The organism is uncultured Bacteroides sp. (genome assembly GCF_902491285.1).
Taxonomy (GTDB): domain Bacteria; phylum Bacteroidota; class Bacteroidia; order Bacteroidales; family Bacteroidaceae; genus Bacteroides.
This window is the reverse complement of the sequence record NZ_CABUHK010000014.1, coordinates 1-17,817: the sequence shown is the minus strand read 5'-3', so window position 1 is coordinate 17,817 and position 17,817 is coordinate 1. Positions and strand designations below refer to the sequence as shown.

General features: G+C 43.9%; 11 protein-coding genes and 1 pseudogene. 4 read left to right on the top strand and 8 right to left on the bottom strand.

Features of this window, described 5'->3' with window-relative positions:
* Positions 1-71: 71 nt before the first annotated feature.
* Positions 72-1,658, bottom strand: a complete 1,587-nt coding sequence (locus tag RDN93_RS05425) for a family 10 glycosylhydrolase (protein ID WP_308744552.1) — start codon at positions 1,656-1,658, stop codon at positions 72-74.
* A 17-nt stretch (positions 1,659-1,675) separates the two neighbouring features.
* Between RDN93_RS05425 and uvrA the strand changes: the two genes are divergently transcribed.
* Positions 1,676-4,447, top strand: a complete 2,772-nt coding sequence (gene uvrA / locus RDN93_RS05420) for an excinuclease ABC subunit UvrA (RefSeq protein WP_308744551.1) — start codon at positions 1,676-1,678, stop codon at positions 4,445-4,447.
* Between the two features lie 105 nt (positions 4,448-4,552).
* On the opposite strand, the gene RDN93_RS05415 is transcribed toward uvrA, so the two are convergent.
* From RDN93_RS05415 to RDN93_RS05405, 3 genes are read right to left on the bottom strand one after another with little or no spacing between them, the layout of a single operon-like run.
* The gene (locus tag RDN93_RS05415; RefSeq protein ID WP_022138348.1) at positions 4,553-5,038 is read right to left on the bottom strand and encodes an outer membrane beta-barrel protein; all 486 of its coding nucleotides are present in this window, start codon (positions 5,036-5,038) and stop codon (positions 4,553-4,555) included.
* A 4-nt stretch (positions 5,039-5,042) separates the two neighbouring features.
* Entirely contained in the window at positions 5,043-5,273 is a 231-nt protein-coding gene (locus tag RDN93_RS05410) for a hypothetical protein (protein WP_167966660.1), read from the bottom strand.
* Complete coding sequence (locus RDN93_RS05405) at positions 5,270-6,700, bottom strand: carbon starvation protein A (RefSeq protein ID WP_308744550.1); 1,431 nt, start codon at positions 6,698-6,700, stop codon at positions 5,270-5,272. Before RDN93_RS05405 ends, RDN93_RS05410 begins: the two co-directional genes overlap by 4 nt.
* Positions 6,701-6,809: 109 nt before the next feature.
* Between RDN93_RS05405 and RDN93_RS05400 the strand changes: the two genes are divergently transcribed.
* Positions 6,810-8,261: a family 10 glycosylhydrolase gene (locus tag RDN93_RS05400; RefSeq protein WP_308744549.1), complete on the top strand. Its 1,452-nt coding sequence runs from the start codon at positions 6,810-6,812 to the stop codon at positions 8,259-8,261.
* Positions 8,262-8,367: 106 nt separating this feature from the next.
* Here the strand turns inward: RDN93_RS05400 and RDN93_RS05395 are convergent, their stop codons facing one another.
* From RDN93_RS05395 to RDN93_RS05380, 4 genes are all read right to left on the bottom strand, one after another.
* A complete protein-coding gene (locus RDN93_RS05395; RefSeq protein ID WP_308744548.1) occupies positions 8,368-9,567 on the bottom strand; it encodes a TlpA disulfide reductase family protein in 1,200 nt (399 codons plus the stop codon).
* Between the two features lie 7 nt (positions 9,568-9,574).
* On the bottom strand, positions 9,575-10,996 hold the full coding sequence (locus tag RDN93_RS05390; RefSeq protein ID WP_308744547.1) for a RagB/SusD family nutrient uptake outer membrane protein: 1,422 nt from the start codon (positions 10,994-10,996) through the stop codon (positions 9,575-9,577).
* Positions 10,997-11,016: 20 nt separating this feature from the next.
* Positions 11,017-14,286: a TonB-dependent receptor gene (locus RDN93_RS05385; RefSeq protein ID WP_308744546.1), complete on the bottom strand. Its 3,270-nt coding sequence runs from the start codon at positions 14,284-14,286 to the stop codon at positions 11,017-11,019.
* 255 nt (positions 14,287-14,541) lie between these two features.
* Positions 14,542-15,741, bottom strand: coding sequence for a hypothetical protein (locus RDN93_RS05380; protein WP_308744545.1), 1,200 nt, complete (start codon positions 15,739-15,741; stop codon positions 14,542-14,544).
* Positions 15,742-15,903: 162 nt separating this feature from the next.
* Here RDN93_RS05380 and RDN93_RS05375 point away from each other — a divergent pair, with 162 nt between their 5' ends.
* Entirely contained in the window at positions 15,904-17,082 is a 1,179-nt protein-coding gene (locus RDN93_RS05375; RefSeq protein ID WP_308744544.1) for an AAA family ATPase, read from the top strand.
* A gap of 32 nt (positions 17,083-17,114) precedes the next feature.
* Positions 17,115-17,817 (top strand): annotated as a pseudogene (locus RDN93_RS05370) (pyruvate:ferredoxin (flavodoxin) oxidoreductase); the annotation flags it as partial.

Here is a 17,817-nt window from a genome sequence, read left to right as displayed (position 1 = left end):
AATAAAGGATGAAGAACCGCCACACAGCAAAGTTCTTCATCCTTTATTTCTTATTCCTCATTATTTACACTTTATAGTTTCACCTTCTTACTTACAGACTTCGATTCATTATGAAGACGGTCCAAAGCTGTTACTACATAGCGGTGTTTAGTTTTTCCCGTTTCGTATGGAAGTTTGTAGAAAGGATTGCGGGTAATATCTACAATATGTGAAGGATCATCGAGGTTCACCTTTTCTTTTCCACTAAAGCGGTAAACTACATATCGGACAGCTTTATCCATTTCTGTATCCGCCTTCGGAGCAGTCCAAAAAAGAACATAACCATCTTCTGTCCATACTTTCTTCATCTTGCGCACTTTGTCCGGAGCCTTGTCATCCATAAAGTCAAAGACAGGAATCAAAGCGGGATACTTATGGTATTCACTGACTAAAGCGTCACGGTATCTACCTTGATTCTCGACAACAGCCGACGCATACCATTGGCAGCTACCGCCAATCGTCTGATAAGCACGTTGCAAAGCCATCTTCCGTGGAAGCTGATTGATGGAAGGATTCTGCGGATCGGCATGTTGGATAGTGTTCGGCACAGACTGACCGATAAACAACGGACGGTTTTCCGAGTGGGTAGCCCACCATTTCACCAATGTCTCGTAATCGGCCGCCTTATGCCCGACTTCCCAATAAATCTGCGGAATATTATAATCAATCCATCCCTCGCGTGCCCAAAGCAGGACATCGGCATACAAATCATCGTAATTCTGCAAACCGTTCGTATTACTTCCCAACGGGTCGCTCTTCTGATTACGGTAAATACCAAACGGACTGATACCGAATTTCACCCACGGTTTTATCCCACGGATAGTCTCGTGAAGCTTCTTTATCAACACATTGACATTACTACGACGCCAGTCTGCCTTATTCGTGAATCCGCCGCCATAACGGGCAAAGCTCGCATCATCCGGGAAATCCAATCCCCTGACAGGATAAGGATAGAAATAATCATCCATATGGATGGCATCCACATCATAACGGGACACGATATCAGTCACAATTTTGCAAATGTATTCCCGGCTTTCGGGAAGTGCCGGGTCGAAGTATAACTGGTCGCCATACGTAACGAACCATTCAGGATGCTGATGGTAAATATGCTCCGGTGCCAACTGGTTCTTCAATGAAGTCTTCACACGGTAAGGATTAATCCAGGCATGAAACTCCATATTCCGCTTCTGGCACTCTTCAATCATAAACTGCATCGGGTCCCACATAGGAGAAGGAATCTGCCCCTGAGTGCCGGTCAGGAAACGACTCCACGGTTCATGTTGTGAAGCGTACAACGCATCCGCTTCGGGACGTACCTGGAAGATAATCGCATTAATGCCGGCTCCCTGAAGAGAGTTCAACTGGCTAATCAACGTCTGTTTCAGCCGTTCGGTAGGAATACCGCGGAACTGTCCGTTGACAGCCTGTATCCATGCCGCACGAAATTCACGTTTGGGGTATTTATTGCCGGTTGGCACCTGCGCCCTCACTCCTACCGCAAGAAGAAGAGCTAAAAGTAAAAGATAGTTTTTCAGCTTCATAATATTCTTAAATCGTAATAATGTGACGCAAAGATAATACAAACTCCCGATAAATTCGCTAACTTTGCCGACTACCATAAAACAAGGAGTATTTTATGTCAGAAAACAACTATATTTCGATAAAAGGTGCACGAGTAAATAACCTAAAAAACATCGATGTAGATATACCACGCAACAAACTTGTTGTAATCACCGGATTATCGGGTTCCGGAAAATCTTCCCTCGCTTTTGATACGCTCTATGCCGAGGGGCAACGCCGATATGTAGAAAGTCTGAGCAGCTATGCACGCCAGTTCCTGGGTCGAATGAGCAAACCGGAATGTGACTTCATCAAAGGTATTCCACCCGCCATTGCCATCGAACAGAAAGTAAACAGCCGAAATCCACGTTCTACCGTGGGAACTTCGACCGAGATTTACGAATATCTCCGCCTGCTCTACTCCCGCGTAGGGAAAACGTACAGCCCCGTCAGCGGGCAAGAGGTGAAGAAACATTCGACGGAAGATATTGTCAACTGCATGCTCTCGTATCCAGAAGGTACAAGATATACGGTACTGACACCGATCCGCCTGCGTGAAGACCGCACCCTGCAACAACAGTTGGAAATAGACTTGAAACAGGGTTTCAACCGTATCGAAGTGAACGGTGAAATGAAACGTATAGATGAATATACGCCCGTGGCAGGTGATGAAGTCCATCTGCTGGTAGACCGTATGGCGGTAGCCAACACTAAAGATGCCATGAGCCGGCTCACCGACTCTGCCGAAACAGCCATGTATGAAGGTGACGGAACCTGTATGTTGCGTTTCTATCTTTCGGACGGAACAACGAAGCTACACACTTTCAGCACGAAATTCGAAGCGGACGGCATCGTCTTTGAAGAACCGAACGACCAGATGTTCTCGTTCAACTCTCCTATCGGCGCCTGTCCTACCTGCGAAGGTTTCGGTAAGGTGATCGGTATCGACGAACATCTGGTTGTGCCGAACCGTTCTTTATCGGTTTATGAAGGGGCTATTGTATGCTGGCGTGGTGAAAAGATGGGAGAGTGGAAAGATGAGTTGATCCACAATGCGGACAAGTTCGATTTCCCGATATTCACACCTTATTATGAATTGACGGATGCACAACGCCGGCTACTTTGGGAAGGCAACCAATACTTCCACGGTATCAACGATTTTTTCAAGATGCTGGAAGAGAACCAATACAAGATACAATATCGTGTGATGCTTGCACGTTACCGGGGAAAGACGCTTTGTCCGAAATGTCACGGCACACGTCTGAAACCGGAAGCCGGATATGTACGGGTAGGCGGTAAGAATATCTCCGAACTGGTAGATTTACCTATTACGGAATTAAAGCAATTCTTTGACGGTCTGGAACTCAACGAGCACGACAGCGATGTAGCCCGCCGTATCCTGATTGAAATTAACAACCGTATCCACTTCCTGATTGATGTAGGTTTGGGATACCTGACCTTGAACCGTCTCAGTAATTCCCTGTCCGGTGGAGAAAGCCAGCGTATCAATCTGGCAACATCACTAGGCAGCAGCCTTGTAGGCAGTCTTTATATTCTTGACGAGCCAAGTATCGGGCTTCACAGCCGTGATACAGACCGGTTGATTTATGTATTACGCCAACTGCAACAGTTAGGCAACACGGTAGTGGTCGTGGAACATGACGAAGAGATTATCCGTGCCGCAGATTATATTATCGACATAGGTCCCAATGCCGGACGCCTGGGCGGAGAGGTCGTTTATCAGGGCGATATGAAAGACCTGAAAAAAGGAAGCAACAGTTACACAGTGCGTTATCTTCTGGGAGAAGAAGAAATTCCCGTTCCCGAACATCGCCGGCCGTGGAATAACTATATAGAATTGAAAGGTGCACGCGAGAATAATCTGAAAGGGGTGGACGCCCGTTTCCCACTCAATGTAATGACAGTCGTTACCGGAGTTTCCGGTTCCGGAAAAAGTACGTTAGTAAGGGATATTTTCTTCCGGGCACTGAAACGCGAATTGGACGAATGTAGTGAGCGACCGGGAGAGTTCTCTTCTATTGGCGGCAGCTTGCGCGACCTACGGAATGTAGAATTTGTAGACCAAAACCCGATTGGCAAATCATCACGTTCCAATCCGGTAACTTACATCAAAGCATATGACGAAATCCGTAAACTGTGGTCTGAGCAGCCTTTAGCCAAACAAATGGGTTACACAGCCGGATTCTTCAGTTTCAACAGCGAAGGCGGGCGTTGCGAAGAGTGTAAGGGTGACGGAACCATTACTGTAGAAATGCAATTCATGGCCGACTTGGTGCTCGAATGTGAATCCTGCCACGGAAAACGTTTCAAATCCGACACACTGGAAGTGAAATTCCACGATAAAAACATCTATGATGTATTGGAAATGACCGTGAACCAAGCTGTTGAATTTTTCAATGAGCATGGACAGAAGAAAATTGTGAAGAAGTTACTTCCCTTACAGGACGTAGGATTAGGATACATCAAACTGGGACAATCCTCTTCCACCCTTTCCGGTGGTGAAAACCAGCGTGTGAAACTGGCATTCTATCTGAGCCAGGAGAAAGCAGACCCGACCATGTTTATCTTTGACGAACCGACTACGGGGTTGCACTTCCATGATATTCGTAAATTGTTGGATGCTTTCGACGCACTTATCCGTCGGGGACATAGCATCGTTATCATCGAGCATAACATGGACGTTATCAAATGCGCTGATTATGTGATTGACCTCGGACCCGAAGGCGGAGATAAAGGGGGAAATATAGTAGCGGTAGGTACTCCGGAAGAGGTAGCCGCTTGCGGAGCAAGCTATACGGGACAGTTCTTAAAAGAAAAACTGAGATAGTCTGCGTAATATTGTAGAGTATATAGGAACTAGCTATAACAAATTAAGCCCTTACGAAAGTTATATTTTCGCAAGGGCTTAATTTGTATATTATATTTTCCTTTCTTACAAGTAGAATCCAAATCCTATCTTAACGCCGAAACGTGACATATCACCGTCATTGAAACGCCACTTATAATAAACGGCAGGTTCGATGGTTACTGTACGTGAAAGGAAATAAGCATATCCTGCTTCAATGCCCAGTCCCCAATCCGTCTGATGTTTTCCACCGCTCCAACGGAAACGGTTCCAGTCAAGTCCGCCACCCAGATAAATACCGGTTTTATTAAAGTAGAAGCGCACTCCTGTACCCAGCGTGTATTCGTCTACCGGTTTCGACCAGTCGGCTCCGGCGTTTACCATCAAGGCAATGCCTTCGGCAAAGAACGTACCGACCTGTGCGCCAAGACCAAATTTTGCTTTATCATTTTTACTATACGAAAAGTCCAATCCTGACAATGAAGGATTAATAATCGTAGTTCCTTTCTCAAATTGTGCCTGTGCAGTGAAAGAGACTGCCAATAAGCAAAGAGCTAAAGCTAATTTCTTCATAAACTTACTTTTTTAAGTGAATAGATTGTTCGTCTTTTTTGCGGCGTTCGCGCATTTGTTCCTTTTTACGGAGCACTAACCAAAGAAGAAAGACAATGACATAAGAGACGCCCACTGTCAGAACTTTCTCTGTCAGACTAACTTCTGTGTTACGTGGCAACAAATAAGCCGCCGTTACTGATACATAAATAAGGAATGCTAACGCAACTCCCGTCGATTTCTTTATTTTCTTCATTCTGATAATTTTCTTGTTTTCTGCTTGCCCAGCCAAACATAGAACCAAGCTGCCGCAATCACTACACACGCTATGCCGATGCCGTAGGAGACTGCATGCGAAAGTCCCAATCCTTCGGGAGCAATACATATATAAGTTGAACATACACTTGTCATAAACAGTGCCGGTATCAAAGTTATGATATAAGGTTTCTTGGATACCGCCAAAAAGACTGTTATAGCCCACAAGGTAAACACAGCCAGAGTCTGGTTAGCCCAAGCGAAATAACGCCATATCATATTAAATCCGTTCGCATCACGCAAACTGTATAAAAGCAAACCGATAGCCACCACGAACATCGGAATGCAGATGTATAAACGACGGCGTATACTTTTTTGTTCCATGCCCAGAAAGTCCGCCACAATCAGACGGGCGGAACGGAAAGCCGTATCTCCCGAGGTAATCGGAGCGGCAATCACTCCCAAAATTGCAAGCACCCCACCGATTGCTCCCAACCATTCTTTTGTAATGGCATCCACAATAACGGAAGCATTGCTTTCTTCCATTCCGTTCTCATGGAAGAAGTAAGTAGCAGCGGCAGCCCAAATAAGAGCAACGATACCTTCGGTAATCATTGCACCGTAGAACACCGGGCGTCCATGATGTTCCGAAGTCATGCAACGTGCCATTAAAGGACTCTGCGTAGCATGGAAACCGGAAATTGCGCCACAGGCAATGCTCACAAACATAATCGGGAAAATAGGAAGCTCACTCGCTTCCGGATTTGTATTCTGCAATCCGTCCCACAATTCCGGCAAAGCGGGATGGTTGACATAAAGCATCACTAAGATTCCTACTGCCATAAATAGGAGGGCTACTGCAAACAACGGATAAATTTTACCGATGATTTTATCAACGGGCAACAAAGTAGCCAAAATATAGTAGGCAAACACAACAACTATCCAAAACGTCGCATCCAAGCTTTCCGGCGTCAGCTTTGCCAACAGCCCCGCAGGACCGGCAACAAAAACAGAACCTACTAAAATCATCAGGATGACGGTAAATCCTCTCATGACCTGCTTCGTCGTAAGCCCCAAATAGCGACCGATAATCTCCGGCAAACTTTCCCCGCCATTTCGCAAAGAAAGCATTCCGGCAAAATAATCGTGCACCGCACCTGCAAAAATACTTCCCAATACAATCCACAGATAAGAGGAAGTTCCGAATTTAGCCCCCATTATCGCCCCGAATATCGGACCTAATCCTGCGATATTAAGAAATTGAATCATGAATATCTTCCAGGTTGGCAAAGGGATATAGTCCACTCCATCAGCCTTGGTAAGTGCCGGTGTTTTACGGTCGTCGGGACCAAAGACGCGCTCCATCAGGCGTCCATACGTAAAATAGCCTACTATCAGCGCCAGCAGGCATAGAGTAAATGTTATCATAGTGTGTCGTTTTTTTAGCTTGGCAAATGTAACATAATCTCACGAAACAGCCCAACATTACCGACACTTTTACTAACTTTGCAGGGATTTAAAACAAAAAATAAAGAATATGCGTCGATATATTTTCATTCTTTCACTTTTGTTTCCTTTCTTATTCGTGGCTGCGCAGCCTAAACATGAAGTTCGTGCCGCATGGCTTACGGCTTTGTATGGTCTTGACTGGCCTCGCACACGTGCTTTAAGTCCTCAAAGTATCCGCAAGCAAAAGGAAGAACTAGTGGATATTCTCGATAAGTTGAAAGCAGCCAACTTCAATACCATCCTGTTTCAGACACGTACACGCGGAGATGTATTATATCCTTCATCCATCGAACCTTTCAACTCTATCCTGACAGGCAAATCAGGTGGAAATCCCGGATATGACCCGCTCGCTTTTGCCATTGAGGAATGTCATAAGCGAGGTATGGAGTGCCATGCCTGGATGGTGACTATCCCATTGGGAAACAGAAAACACGTTGCTTCTCTCGGCAGCCAGTCTGTCACTAAACGGATGAAAGATATTTGCGTACCTTACAAAAATGAATATTTCCTTAATCCAGGACATCCGGGCACCAAAGAGTATCTGATGAAACTGGTGCGGGAAGTCGTAAGCCGTTATGATATAGACGGGGTGCATTTCGATTACCTGCGTTATCCGGAGAATGCTCCTCTCTTTCCCGACAAGTATGATTTCCGCCGATATGGCAAAGGGCGTACACTGGAGCAGTGGCGGCGGGATAATATTTCGGAAATCGTGCGCTATATACATAAAGGTGTAAAAGCGATGAAGCCGTGGGTAAAGCTCAGTGCCAGTCCGGTAGGAAAGTACCGGGATACTTCGCGTTATCCTTCCCGCGGATGGAATGCTTTCTTTACCGTTTACCAGGACCCGCAAGGATGGCTTGGCGAAGGTATCATGGACCAGATATATCCAATGATGTATTTTCAGGGAAACAGTTTCTATCCTTTTGCCCTCGACTGGCAGGAACAGAGTAACGGACGACAAGTGATTCCGGGACTCGGTATCTATTTCCTTCATCCCGACGAAGGAAAATGGACGCGTGATGAGATAGATCGCCAAATGAACTTCATTCGTAATCATAAAATGGCGGGTGAAGCACACTACAGGGTGAAATATCTCATGGAGAACACACAAGGTATCTACGATGAATTGGCGGAAAATTTCTATGCATATCCGGCTTTACAGCCACCGATGCCTTGGCTGGACAATGTTCCGCCTACGGCTCCGTCGGAGCTGAAAATAACGAATATCGAGAATGGATACACGGAATTAAAATGGCAGGCTGCTACGGATAATGACGAACGCAACAAACCGATGTATGTTATTTATGCTTCCAATGAATATCCGGTAGACATCAGCCGACCGGAAAATATCGTTGCGCAGAATATCAAGGAGACAAGTTATATTTATGCCCCTATCCTGCCTTGGAATGCTAAAAAGCATTTTGCCGTTACAGCCGTAGACCGTTACGGAAATGAAAGCACACCCTTACAGGAGTAAATATACGAAAGGGCAACTAAATCCCAAGGAGATAGTTACCCTTATTTATTCAGATAGCATAATGTAAACTTACATGAGCCAAATAACAAACTTATAATAAATATGCTTACTTACCGTAAGTCTCTACCAAAAAATCATCCAAATAAGCACCACGCATATCCGATTTATAAAAATTCCCCTCTTTATCAAGCAGCAGACAAGTGGGAACACCGAGAATGTTATATTTCACTTTTAAGTCACCTTCCAATCCGCTAGAATTGCGTAGCTGAGTCCATACCATTCCTTCTTCCTTCATGGCCTTCTTCCAGTCATCTTCTTTGCTGTCTACAGAAATACTGATGATCTCGAAATCTTTATATTTATTATGTATCTTCACCAAGTGAGGAATTTCACCACGACAAGGGCCACACCAGCTAGCCCAAAACTCCAGCATCACATATTTGTCCTTCGGAACTAAAGAAGAAAGCATTACCTTTTCTCCCTTCGTATTTAGAAGTTCAATATCTATATAAGGTTCACCGATGGCCAACTTCTTAGTCGTAACAGCAACCTCCTGCAGTTCTTTCAACCGCTTGGTACCCGTCCACGGTTCTTCCAATAGTCCTAACAACTCATCTATTTCAGAAGAAGTAGGAGTAGCACTATAACCTTTTATTATGTAGGAAGCCTCATCAAAAGCAACTACCGAGGAAGTATTTTCCCTGATAAATTTCCATGTAGCTTCTTTCACTTGTCTGGCTAATTCTTTCTCTGCCTTTACTATTTCAATGCCACGTTCCGTTGCATCTTTTCCTTCACTTTCAGGAATGAGATACTCTTTTGAATACTGCTCCCCCAGTTTCCCCAACTCTTCGGAAGCCTCTTGGATAGATGCCTTCAGTTTATTATATAAATCCTGAGACACAGAGCCTTTAATAACAGGTTTTCCCTTACGTTCCGGATTATAATAATAAGAAGGTAAGGTGGCTACATCTCCATCAAAAGTGATGTCACTATTCTCCAGATAAAAATTGACTTTAAACTTTTTATTCCGATAATCGGGCTGTTCCGTACCCGGTTCGTTAATGTCAATAATCAAGGAATACATTTCCGGAGTATCCACCTTTCCTTTCAATGAGAATTTACCATCTTTCACGATGGCACTATCCAGTTTTACCGGAGGTAACACCTGGTCATCCAATAACATTACCCTTGCCCCCTCGGCATTACCTTTCAGCGTACCACTAATTGTGTAACCTTCTGCTTGCTTTTCCTGACAGGCCATCAGAGACAATGCACAAAGCATTAATAAGAATACTTTTTTCATATTTTTTTTATATAGATTGATATTCGGGATTCTGCACTAACAAAGTATTTCCGGCCATAGCCGTTCTAGGAATAGGAAGAAGAAGCTGATTGAAGGCTGGCAATTGGGCTTTTTCGGCTATTGTCCAACTTTCAAATCCACCTTTCTGATGATAGCGCACCAAGTCGAACCACTCTTCTCCGTTCTCAACACTGAGTTCCATCAGCTTGTTTTTCAACACCATGCCCAGTACATCCGTATCTGTGATACGATCTACGTAGTCATCAGCATATCCGGCACGGTCGCACAGCGGGCGCATTAATTCACGTGCAACATCATAATGCCCCAAACGTGCCTCCGCTTCCGCCTTTATATAATAGACCTCGGGCAAACGCATAAAATAATAGGAATTAACGTCTGAATAACCATCTACTATCAAAGGATATTTCGCTGTTTTATTCATGTTTTCTATGTTCTCATAAGTAGCTTGATAACGAGGTTCCAATTTTCCGCCTTCTCCCATCGTTTTCCCCAAAGTAATCAGCAGTCGTCCTGCTTCGGTGGCAATCCAATTTGAACTGATTAACTCGGAAGTCGCTTTATTAGTATACGGAGCAAACAGCATTTCAGGAGAATTAAACTGGGTAGTGAAAACAGTAGTGAAATCTTCTTCCAGTCCATATCCACTGCCTTCAGCCTCATCTATCACCTCGCCTGCCCATTCCGCCGCAGACGTATATTCACCCTTTGTCAGATAGACACGAGCCATCAATGCCTTGGCAACCAATGTACTAAACAAAGAATGTTCATATTGATAAGCAGGCGCATTGACAGAAGCGAACTTCAAATCATCCTGTATCAGTTTATAACAATCTGAAACTTTGGAACGAGCTTTCGGTTCATTATCACGTACCGGCTTTTCATAAAGAACGATACCGTATTCTGAATTGTTATCATAATATTCACCAAACAGGCGCAACAGATGCATATTTATCAAAGCACGCATACAACGGGCTTCACCCAACATTTCATTTTTACGCGTTTCGGACAAATCGGAAGGATTACTCGTGTTTAAGTTATCAATGAATGAGTTTACTGCATTGATGATATAATAATAGCCTCTGTACACATTCTCAACGCCGATGTTTTCGACCTTTATAGCTGTCTTATTCTGACTGTCGCCCATAAAATCCTTGGAACCGTTAGTATTCGTTTTGCCATAAGTACCCGCCCAAACAGACATACAAGAGCGGAAGATACATACATCATAACTACGGACACTGCTATACACCCCACTCAAGGCCATCTGTGCAGTACTTGCATCAACAATTACAGTCTCATCATCCACCACGTGCTGAGGTTTGATATCATCAATGCTCCCCATTAAGTCACAGGATTGAACCGCAACCGAGACAAACAACAGGGAGAAAAGTTTATAAATTAGTTTCATATATTCCTGTTTTTAAATCATTAAAATTGTACCTTCACTCCTAGAGAGAATGTACGGCTCATGGGATAAGGGTCACTGGAAGAACTCATTTGCGTCACTATGGTTCCAATTGACTCCGGATCCAAACCGGGCCAATTGGTGATGGTAAACAGATTAGTTACCGTAGCAAATACAGATGCATTATTCACTCCCCATTTAGAAGTCATCGCCTGGGGCAATTTATAGGACAGCGTTATGTTTTTCATACGCAGGTAAGAAGTCTTGAAAACATAACGGTCATTATCCGTCAAATTATAGGATTCACGCCCCATAAATACCAACTGGGGATAACGAGCATTCGTGTTTTCAGTAGTCCACGTATTTCCATAAAGTTCGCGCAATACACTCTGCCCCAATGCTCCTCCCATATCTGTTTGCAAATTACTGTAAAGAGCCTCGCCACCAAACTGGTATTGCAAGAGGAACGACAGGGCAAAATCTTTATAAGTCAATGTATTCAGCCATCCACCAAAACATTTCGGCTCCGGATTGGCTATTACTACACGGTCATTGACATCAATCATACCATTACCGTCTATATCTTGCATGATATAGTCACCCACCCCGGTGTTGGTCTGATAAATTCCGGAAGGAGAAGTGGCATTCAAAGCTTCCAGTTCGCTCAAATCCTGACAGATACCCTTCACTTTATATCCCTTCAGGGTTCCGGCCGGCATTCCTTCAATATAAGCATCCTGCATACCAGCACTGATGGTAGCACCGTTCAGACGCTTAACCTTATTACGGTTGGCAGCAATATTGAAATTCGTATTCCAGCCAAAATTCTTGCTGCGGATGATATCACCACCGATATTCACCTCTACACCATTATTGGTCATATCAATGATATTGCTGTAATAGCTCTTGAAACCGGACTCCAGTATATGGGGAGCAGGAGCTAAAGCTCCGTCCGTATAGCGATGATATACATCAATACTACCGGTCAGACGATTATTGAAAAAACTAAAATCCACTCCGACATTATATTCCGTAGTCATTTCCCAACGGACACCGGTATTGGGAAGCAAATCCTGTAAAGTGGTAGTGGAATTACCCATATATTTATCTGACCCTAAAAAAAATTGCTTGTAAGAAAAGTCAGCTACATTCGTAGAACCTGTCTTACCCCAACTAAAGCGCAATTTCAAATCATCTATCTGACTGATACTTTTCAGAAACTTCTCATTGTTTATTCTCCAGCCCAGTGATATGGCAGGGAATACGCCCCACTGATTGGCAGGCCCGAATTTGGAGGAAGCGTCTGCACGAAGGCTGGCTTCAACCAGATAACGACTGTCATAATCATAAGTGGCGCGTCCATAAACCGAATTCAACCCGCTGCGCGAGTAGAAATCAGAATACAGATATACCATGCTTGCAGAACCCGGATTATTCAGCACTTCATCATTGGGAAATCCCTGATACATATTGTTGTTGGAATCCATCCAATAGCGGTCTGCACCATATCCAGCCATAACGGTAATACCATGTTTATCTATGTTCAGGTTATAATCAGCACGGAAATTAATAGAAGTATTGGTTATTCCACTATTATAAGTCGATAATAAGGAAGGAGTCAAGTCTACCATATCATACTCAGGCATCTCCATTTTCATTTGAGTATTTTTCGGACTAAAATAACTACTCTTGAATGTATAGCGCGATATATTGATATCCGCCCGAAATTTCAATCCCTTCAACGGAGTAATTTCTGCATATGCATTTCCCAGGAACTGGTCATTGACATATTCCGCTTTACGCTGCAACTGGGCTACCGGATTAGGGTCATACATATATACGCCTCCTCCTGAACCATAGGCTCCTGATACATTAATCCAATTGTAGTTACCATTCTCATCAAAAACTGATACATCAGGACGTGTCTGCCAAGTACCGCTACTAGTTCCTATAAAAGATTCCTGCGAACCACTCTTACGGTTGGAATAAGAATAGCTCAAGGTAGCTCCCATAGAAACATAACTATTAATTTCTGTATCCAAAGACAAACGGGCCGCATAACGTTCCAAATTATCATTTATCAACAGCCCTTCCTGATTTAAACCGTTAAAAGAGAATGAATAGTTGGTCTTCTCCGAACCGCCGCGTACTGCTACATTATATTGATGAGTCGCTGCATTTTTGTTTCTCACCTCCTGTGTCCAGTCCGTGTTGGCTGTTCCATACTTAGAGTCATCTATTCCGTCATACGCCAATAAAGACGGAATGCCATTTTCATCATATTGGAGTACTCTTACTTTACCAAACTGATTCATTACATCCACAATCCCGTTGGCATCAGACATTCCAATGTTTACCGCATTCACCGTGTTTTTCAGAATCGTATTCTGCAACTCCTTGAACTCAAAAGTATTCAACGGATCATAGTTCTTCACCGGATTGCCGACAGAAAAAGTATACCCTGCCTCCACAGTAACCTTCTCTCCTTTCCGCCCGCCTTTGGTCTTGACTATGATAACTCCATTGGCGCCACGGGAACCATAAATTGCCGTAGCGGCAGCATCCTTCAGCACATCAATACTTTCTATATCGCTGGGGGCAATGTTCATCAAAGGATTCAATGAATTGTTTTCCATAAACATGGGTACTCCGTCAATGACATACAAGGGTATATTATTATCTTGTCCGGTCACCATGTTAGGATATGGGGAAGTGATGCCACGCACATTAATCTTTAATGCCGCACCCGGCTCGCCGCTGGTAGTTGACACCAACACACCCTTGATATTACCCGCCAACATATTATCTACGGTGGCGGAAGTGGCCGAAAGTCGTTCCATCTCCTTTTTGTCCATAGAAGCAATCGAGCTTGTCAGGCTCTTCTTATTCTTGCTGCCATAACCTATTACTACCACATCATCCAAGACTATATCATCCGGTTCCAACACCACATTATGAGAAGAAACACCGGTATAGAGATATACCTGAGTTTTCATCCCGATAAATGAATAAATGATTTTTTGTCCTTTAGTACTCTGGAATTTCAAATGATAACGGCCGTCAACATCTGTCACCGTTCCATACGTAGTACCTTCCAATAAAACCGAAACTCCCGGAAGTTCTATCCCGTCCTTGTCAGTCACCTTTCCTTCTAAAACTACTTCTCTACTTTGTTCTACAGAATGCACCAAATTCATGTTTGTCTTATCAGACTCACCGGATACCCCGGCTGCGTTCGAAAAAGAAGGACAGGCAAAAAGAATAAGTGCAGAACAACAAATCCATTTAATCATACGAGTTGTTTTTTTATATTCATGATTTGTTTTGTTTCTATGTTAGGATACAAATATATGAATTATTATACAACTCTTTAGTTTTTTTGAATAATAAATCAAGATTAGACTAAAAAAAAGTTCAACTAAAAAAAAATAGAATGACCTGCTTCATTCGTAAGGGTGATTATCTATACGTAGATAAGACTGAACTTGTATGGAAAATAGCTTATATACATCTATCCCTTACTTTCTGAGCCGTCCACGCCGTTTTGGTTAAAAACCAGAAGTAACCAATGCCCACGCCCGATAACAGCTTTTCTTATAGACAGGTACTAAAGGTAAATAGCCCGAATACACCTTCCCCTCCCTGATTTCCAACGGATAGGCTGCCGACATTCGCTCATGTTCTTTCAAGGCTTCGCCTTCCGAAGGATTATAGTCAATTCCGAAACGTCCTATAGAATCAGTATGCATATAACGATCGTACAGAAGACGTGTCGTGACTCCCATATTCATGCGCAGATTAATTTCTACACAAGGATGAATCCGGAATACAGTTTTTTCATTCGCCGGAAACCGGCAAATCATCATATCAACTCCCAAATAACCTTTATAGGCAATTCCTATTAGCATAGAAAGTTTGCATTTCAAATGGCTCTCCAAGTCCGTCAAAGTTTCTAAAGGGACATATTGCGAAAGTTGTTTCCGGATAGCCTCATTAGAAAGCAGACAGTTCCCTTCATACATTCCGCTCTTACCGGTATGAAAGAGAGAATATCCCTCAAACGTCACTCCGCCTATACCGTCGGAATAAAACTCCATGGCAAAATCTTCCACCTTATTATATATAGGCTCCGCGATAACTCCACCTTGCGAAGCAGCCACACGCGTACACCAACCGGAAATAAAAGGAGTAAATACACCTTTGCACCAATTCAATCCCTTGCCACTTCCCGAAAGTGGAGCTTTCAACAAGCAGCCTTCCCGCTCTTCCACAAAAGTTCTCCATTCTTCCGGTGTTTTCAAGTAATAAGATTCTCCACAGAAATGTTCATTCAACCGCAATTCCGGAAGCAATGAAACGGCTTTGGAACGATGGGAATATTCCCGTAAACCGTTTAATTGTTCCATGGAAGGAAGTAGGGCTTCATCCACGCCCAGCACTGAAAGCCGCTTCCGCAAAGCTGCGTCCCAGCCCCAAGGGTGAATATCCCAATCCGGTTCAGAAGCCAGTTCCGGGTCTGTCACCAGATGAACCGGAATATCCAGCAATTCCTGCATTTGCCTCAAATAATCCAGATTATAAGCAGAAGGAGCCAATACCGCACTCCCCTCCTCCGCATACCACATCGGAAGCAAAGCCAGTTCGGAAGCCATACGCCTGGCGGAAGCCGGAGCCATATAATTCGCTTCACCACTGGCAAGTGCCAAATCATGCTCCGGATTGAATATATAAAGAGTCTTTTTAGTCATCTCAAACGAATTCAAAACATTATTCTGCAAATATATGCAGGAAATAGTCAGGAAAGTCCACAATAAACAGAAAGTTGGAATTAAAAGCACAATTTTGCCATCTCTACTTTGCAAATCCTAAAAAAAGCACTATATTTGCCACCCGAAAAACAAAGAACAGAAATGGAATCATTCTATCGCACACACGCCTACCTAGTTGAGCACACTAATGCCCCCGTTCGCCGCGACCTTATGGACGAGATTGACTGGAGCGACCGCTTGATTGGTATCAAAGGGACACGTGGCGTAGGAAAAACCACTTTCCTGCTCCAATACGCCAAAGAGAAATTCGGAACCGACCGTTCATGCCTGTTCATCAACATGAACAACTTCTACTTCTCGGGACATAGTATCGTAGATTTTGCCAACGAGTTCCAGAAACGCGGTGGAAAAGTATTGCTGATCGACCAGGTGTTCAAACACCCGGAATGGAGCAAGGAACTGCGTATGTGTTACGACCGTTTTCCCAATCTGAAGATTGTCTTTACCGGTTCGTCAGTGATGCGACTGAAAGAAGAAAACCTCGAACTGCGTGATATCGCAAAGAGCTATAATTTGCGCGGATTCTCTTTCCGCGAATTCCTGAACTTGCAGACAGGCATGAAATTCCGGGCTTACAGTCTCGAAGAGATTCTCAGCACTCACGAGCAAATAGCCAAAGGAGTACTTTCCAAGGTTCGTCCGCTGGATTATTTTCAAGATTACCTGCATCATGGATTCTACCCGTTCTTCCTCGAGAAGCGTAATTTCTCGGAGAATCTGCTGAAGACGATGAACATGATGGTGGAAGTAGATATCCTGCTCCTCAAACAAATTGAACTGAAATATCTTTCAAAGATAAAAAAATTACTATATTTGCTCGCTGTCGATGGCCCGAAGGCTCCGAATGTCAGCCAATTGGCTAGCGACATACAGACATCCCGTGCCACGGTGATGAATTATATCAAGTATCTGGCAGACGCACGACTCATTAATCTGGTTTATCCGAAAGGAGAGGAATTTCCCAAAAAACCGTCCAAGATAATGATGCACAACTCCAACCTGATGTACTCCATCTATCCGGTGAAAGTGGAAGAACAGGATGTGCTGGATACTTTTTTCGCAAATTCATTATGGAAAGACCATAAGATACACAAAGGAGATAAAAACGTCTCTTTTATGGTAGATGAGGTCATGCCGTTCAAAATTTGCCAGGAAGGAGCAAAAATAAAGAATAACCCGAATGTGACATATGCGTTGCATAAGGCTGAAATAGGTCGGGGCAACCAGATACCTCTCTGGATGTTCGGCTTTTTATATTAAAAGATTTATTTACTTAAATATTTAATTTAGTTATGACTAAACAGAAGAAATTCATCACTTGTGATGGTAACCAGGCTGCAGCACATATCTCGTATATGTTCTCTGAAGTAGCAGCTATCTACCCCATCACTCCTTCTTCGACTATGGCTGAGTACGTAGACGAATGGGCTGCCGCAGGACGTAAGAACATCTTCGGCGAAACAGTATTGGTACAGGAAATGCAATCTGAAGGTGGTGCTGCCGGTGCAGTTCACGGTTCTCTTCAGGCTGGTGCGTTGACTACTACTTACACTGCTTCTCAGGGTCTTCTCCTGATGATCCCTAACATGTACAAAATTGCCGGTGAATTCTTGCCTTGCGTATTCCATGTATCTGCCCGTACATTGGCTTCTCACGCATTGTGTATCTTCGGTGACCACCAGGACGTTATGTCAGCTCGTCAGACTGGCTTTGCCATGTTGGCTGAAGGTTCTGTACAGGAAGTTATGGATTTGGCCGGTGTAGCTCACTTGGCTACTATCAAATCACGTGTTCCGTTCATGAACTTCTTCGATGGTTTCCGTACATCTCACGAAATCCAGAAGATCGAAATGTTGGAAAACGAAGACTTGGCTCCGCTGATCGACCAGGAAGCTTTGGCTGAATTCCGTGCCCGCGCACTGAATCCAATGAAACCGGTTGCCCGTGGTATGGCTGAAAACCCCGACCACTTCTTCCAACATCGTGAATCATGCA

What these genes read in the sequence shown, in the direction of transcription:
- RDN93_RS05395 (WP_308744548.1), bottom strand. Translation starts at nt 9,567, where the DNA reads ATGAAAAAAGTATTCTTATTAATGCTTTGTGCATTGTCTCTGATGGCC.
- RDN93_RS05405 (WP_308744550.1), bottom strand. Translation starts at nt 6,700, where the DNA reads ATGATAACATTTACTCTATGCCTGCTGGCGCTGATAGTAGGCTATTTT.
- RDN93_RS05400 (WP_308744549.1), top strand. Translation starts at nt 6,810, where the DNA reads ATGCGTCGATATATTTTCATTCTTTCACTTTTGTTTCCTTTCTTATTC.
- RDN93_RS05390 (WP_308744547.1), bottom strand. Translation starts at nt 10,996, where the DNA reads ATGAAACTAATTTATAAACTTTTCTCCCTGTTGTTTGTCTCGGTTGCG.
- RDN93_RS05425 (WP_308744552.1), bottom strand. Translation starts at nt 1,658, where the DNA reads ATGGTAGTCGGCAAAGTTAGCGAATTTATCGGGAGTTTGTATTATCTT.
- RDN93_RS05380 (WP_308744545.1), bottom strand. Translation starts at nt 15,741, where the DNA reads ATGACTAAAAAGACTCTTTATATATTCAATCCGGAGCATGATTTGGCA.
- RDN93_RS05415 (WP_022138348.1), bottom strand. Translation starts at nt 5,038, where the DNA reads ATGAAGAAATTAGCTTTAGCTCTTTGCTTATTGGCAGTCTCTTTCACT.
- uvrA (WP_308744551.1), top strand. Translation starts at nt 1,676, where the DNA reads ATGTCAGAAAACAACTATATTTCGATAAAAGGTGCACGAGTAAATAAC.
- RDN93_RS05410 (WP_167966660.1), bottom strand. Translation starts at nt 5,273, where the DNA reads ATGAAGAAAATAAAGAAATCGACGGGAGTTGCGTTAGCATTCCTTATT.
- RDN93_RS05385 (WP_308744546.1), bottom strand. Translation starts at nt 14,286, where the DNA reads ATGATTAAATGGATTTGTTGTTCTGCACTTATTCTTTTTGCCTGTCCT.
- RDN93_RS05375 (WP_308744544.1), top strand. Translation starts at nt 15,904, where the DNA reads ATGGAATCATTCTATCGCACACACGCCTACCTAGTTGAGCACACTAAT.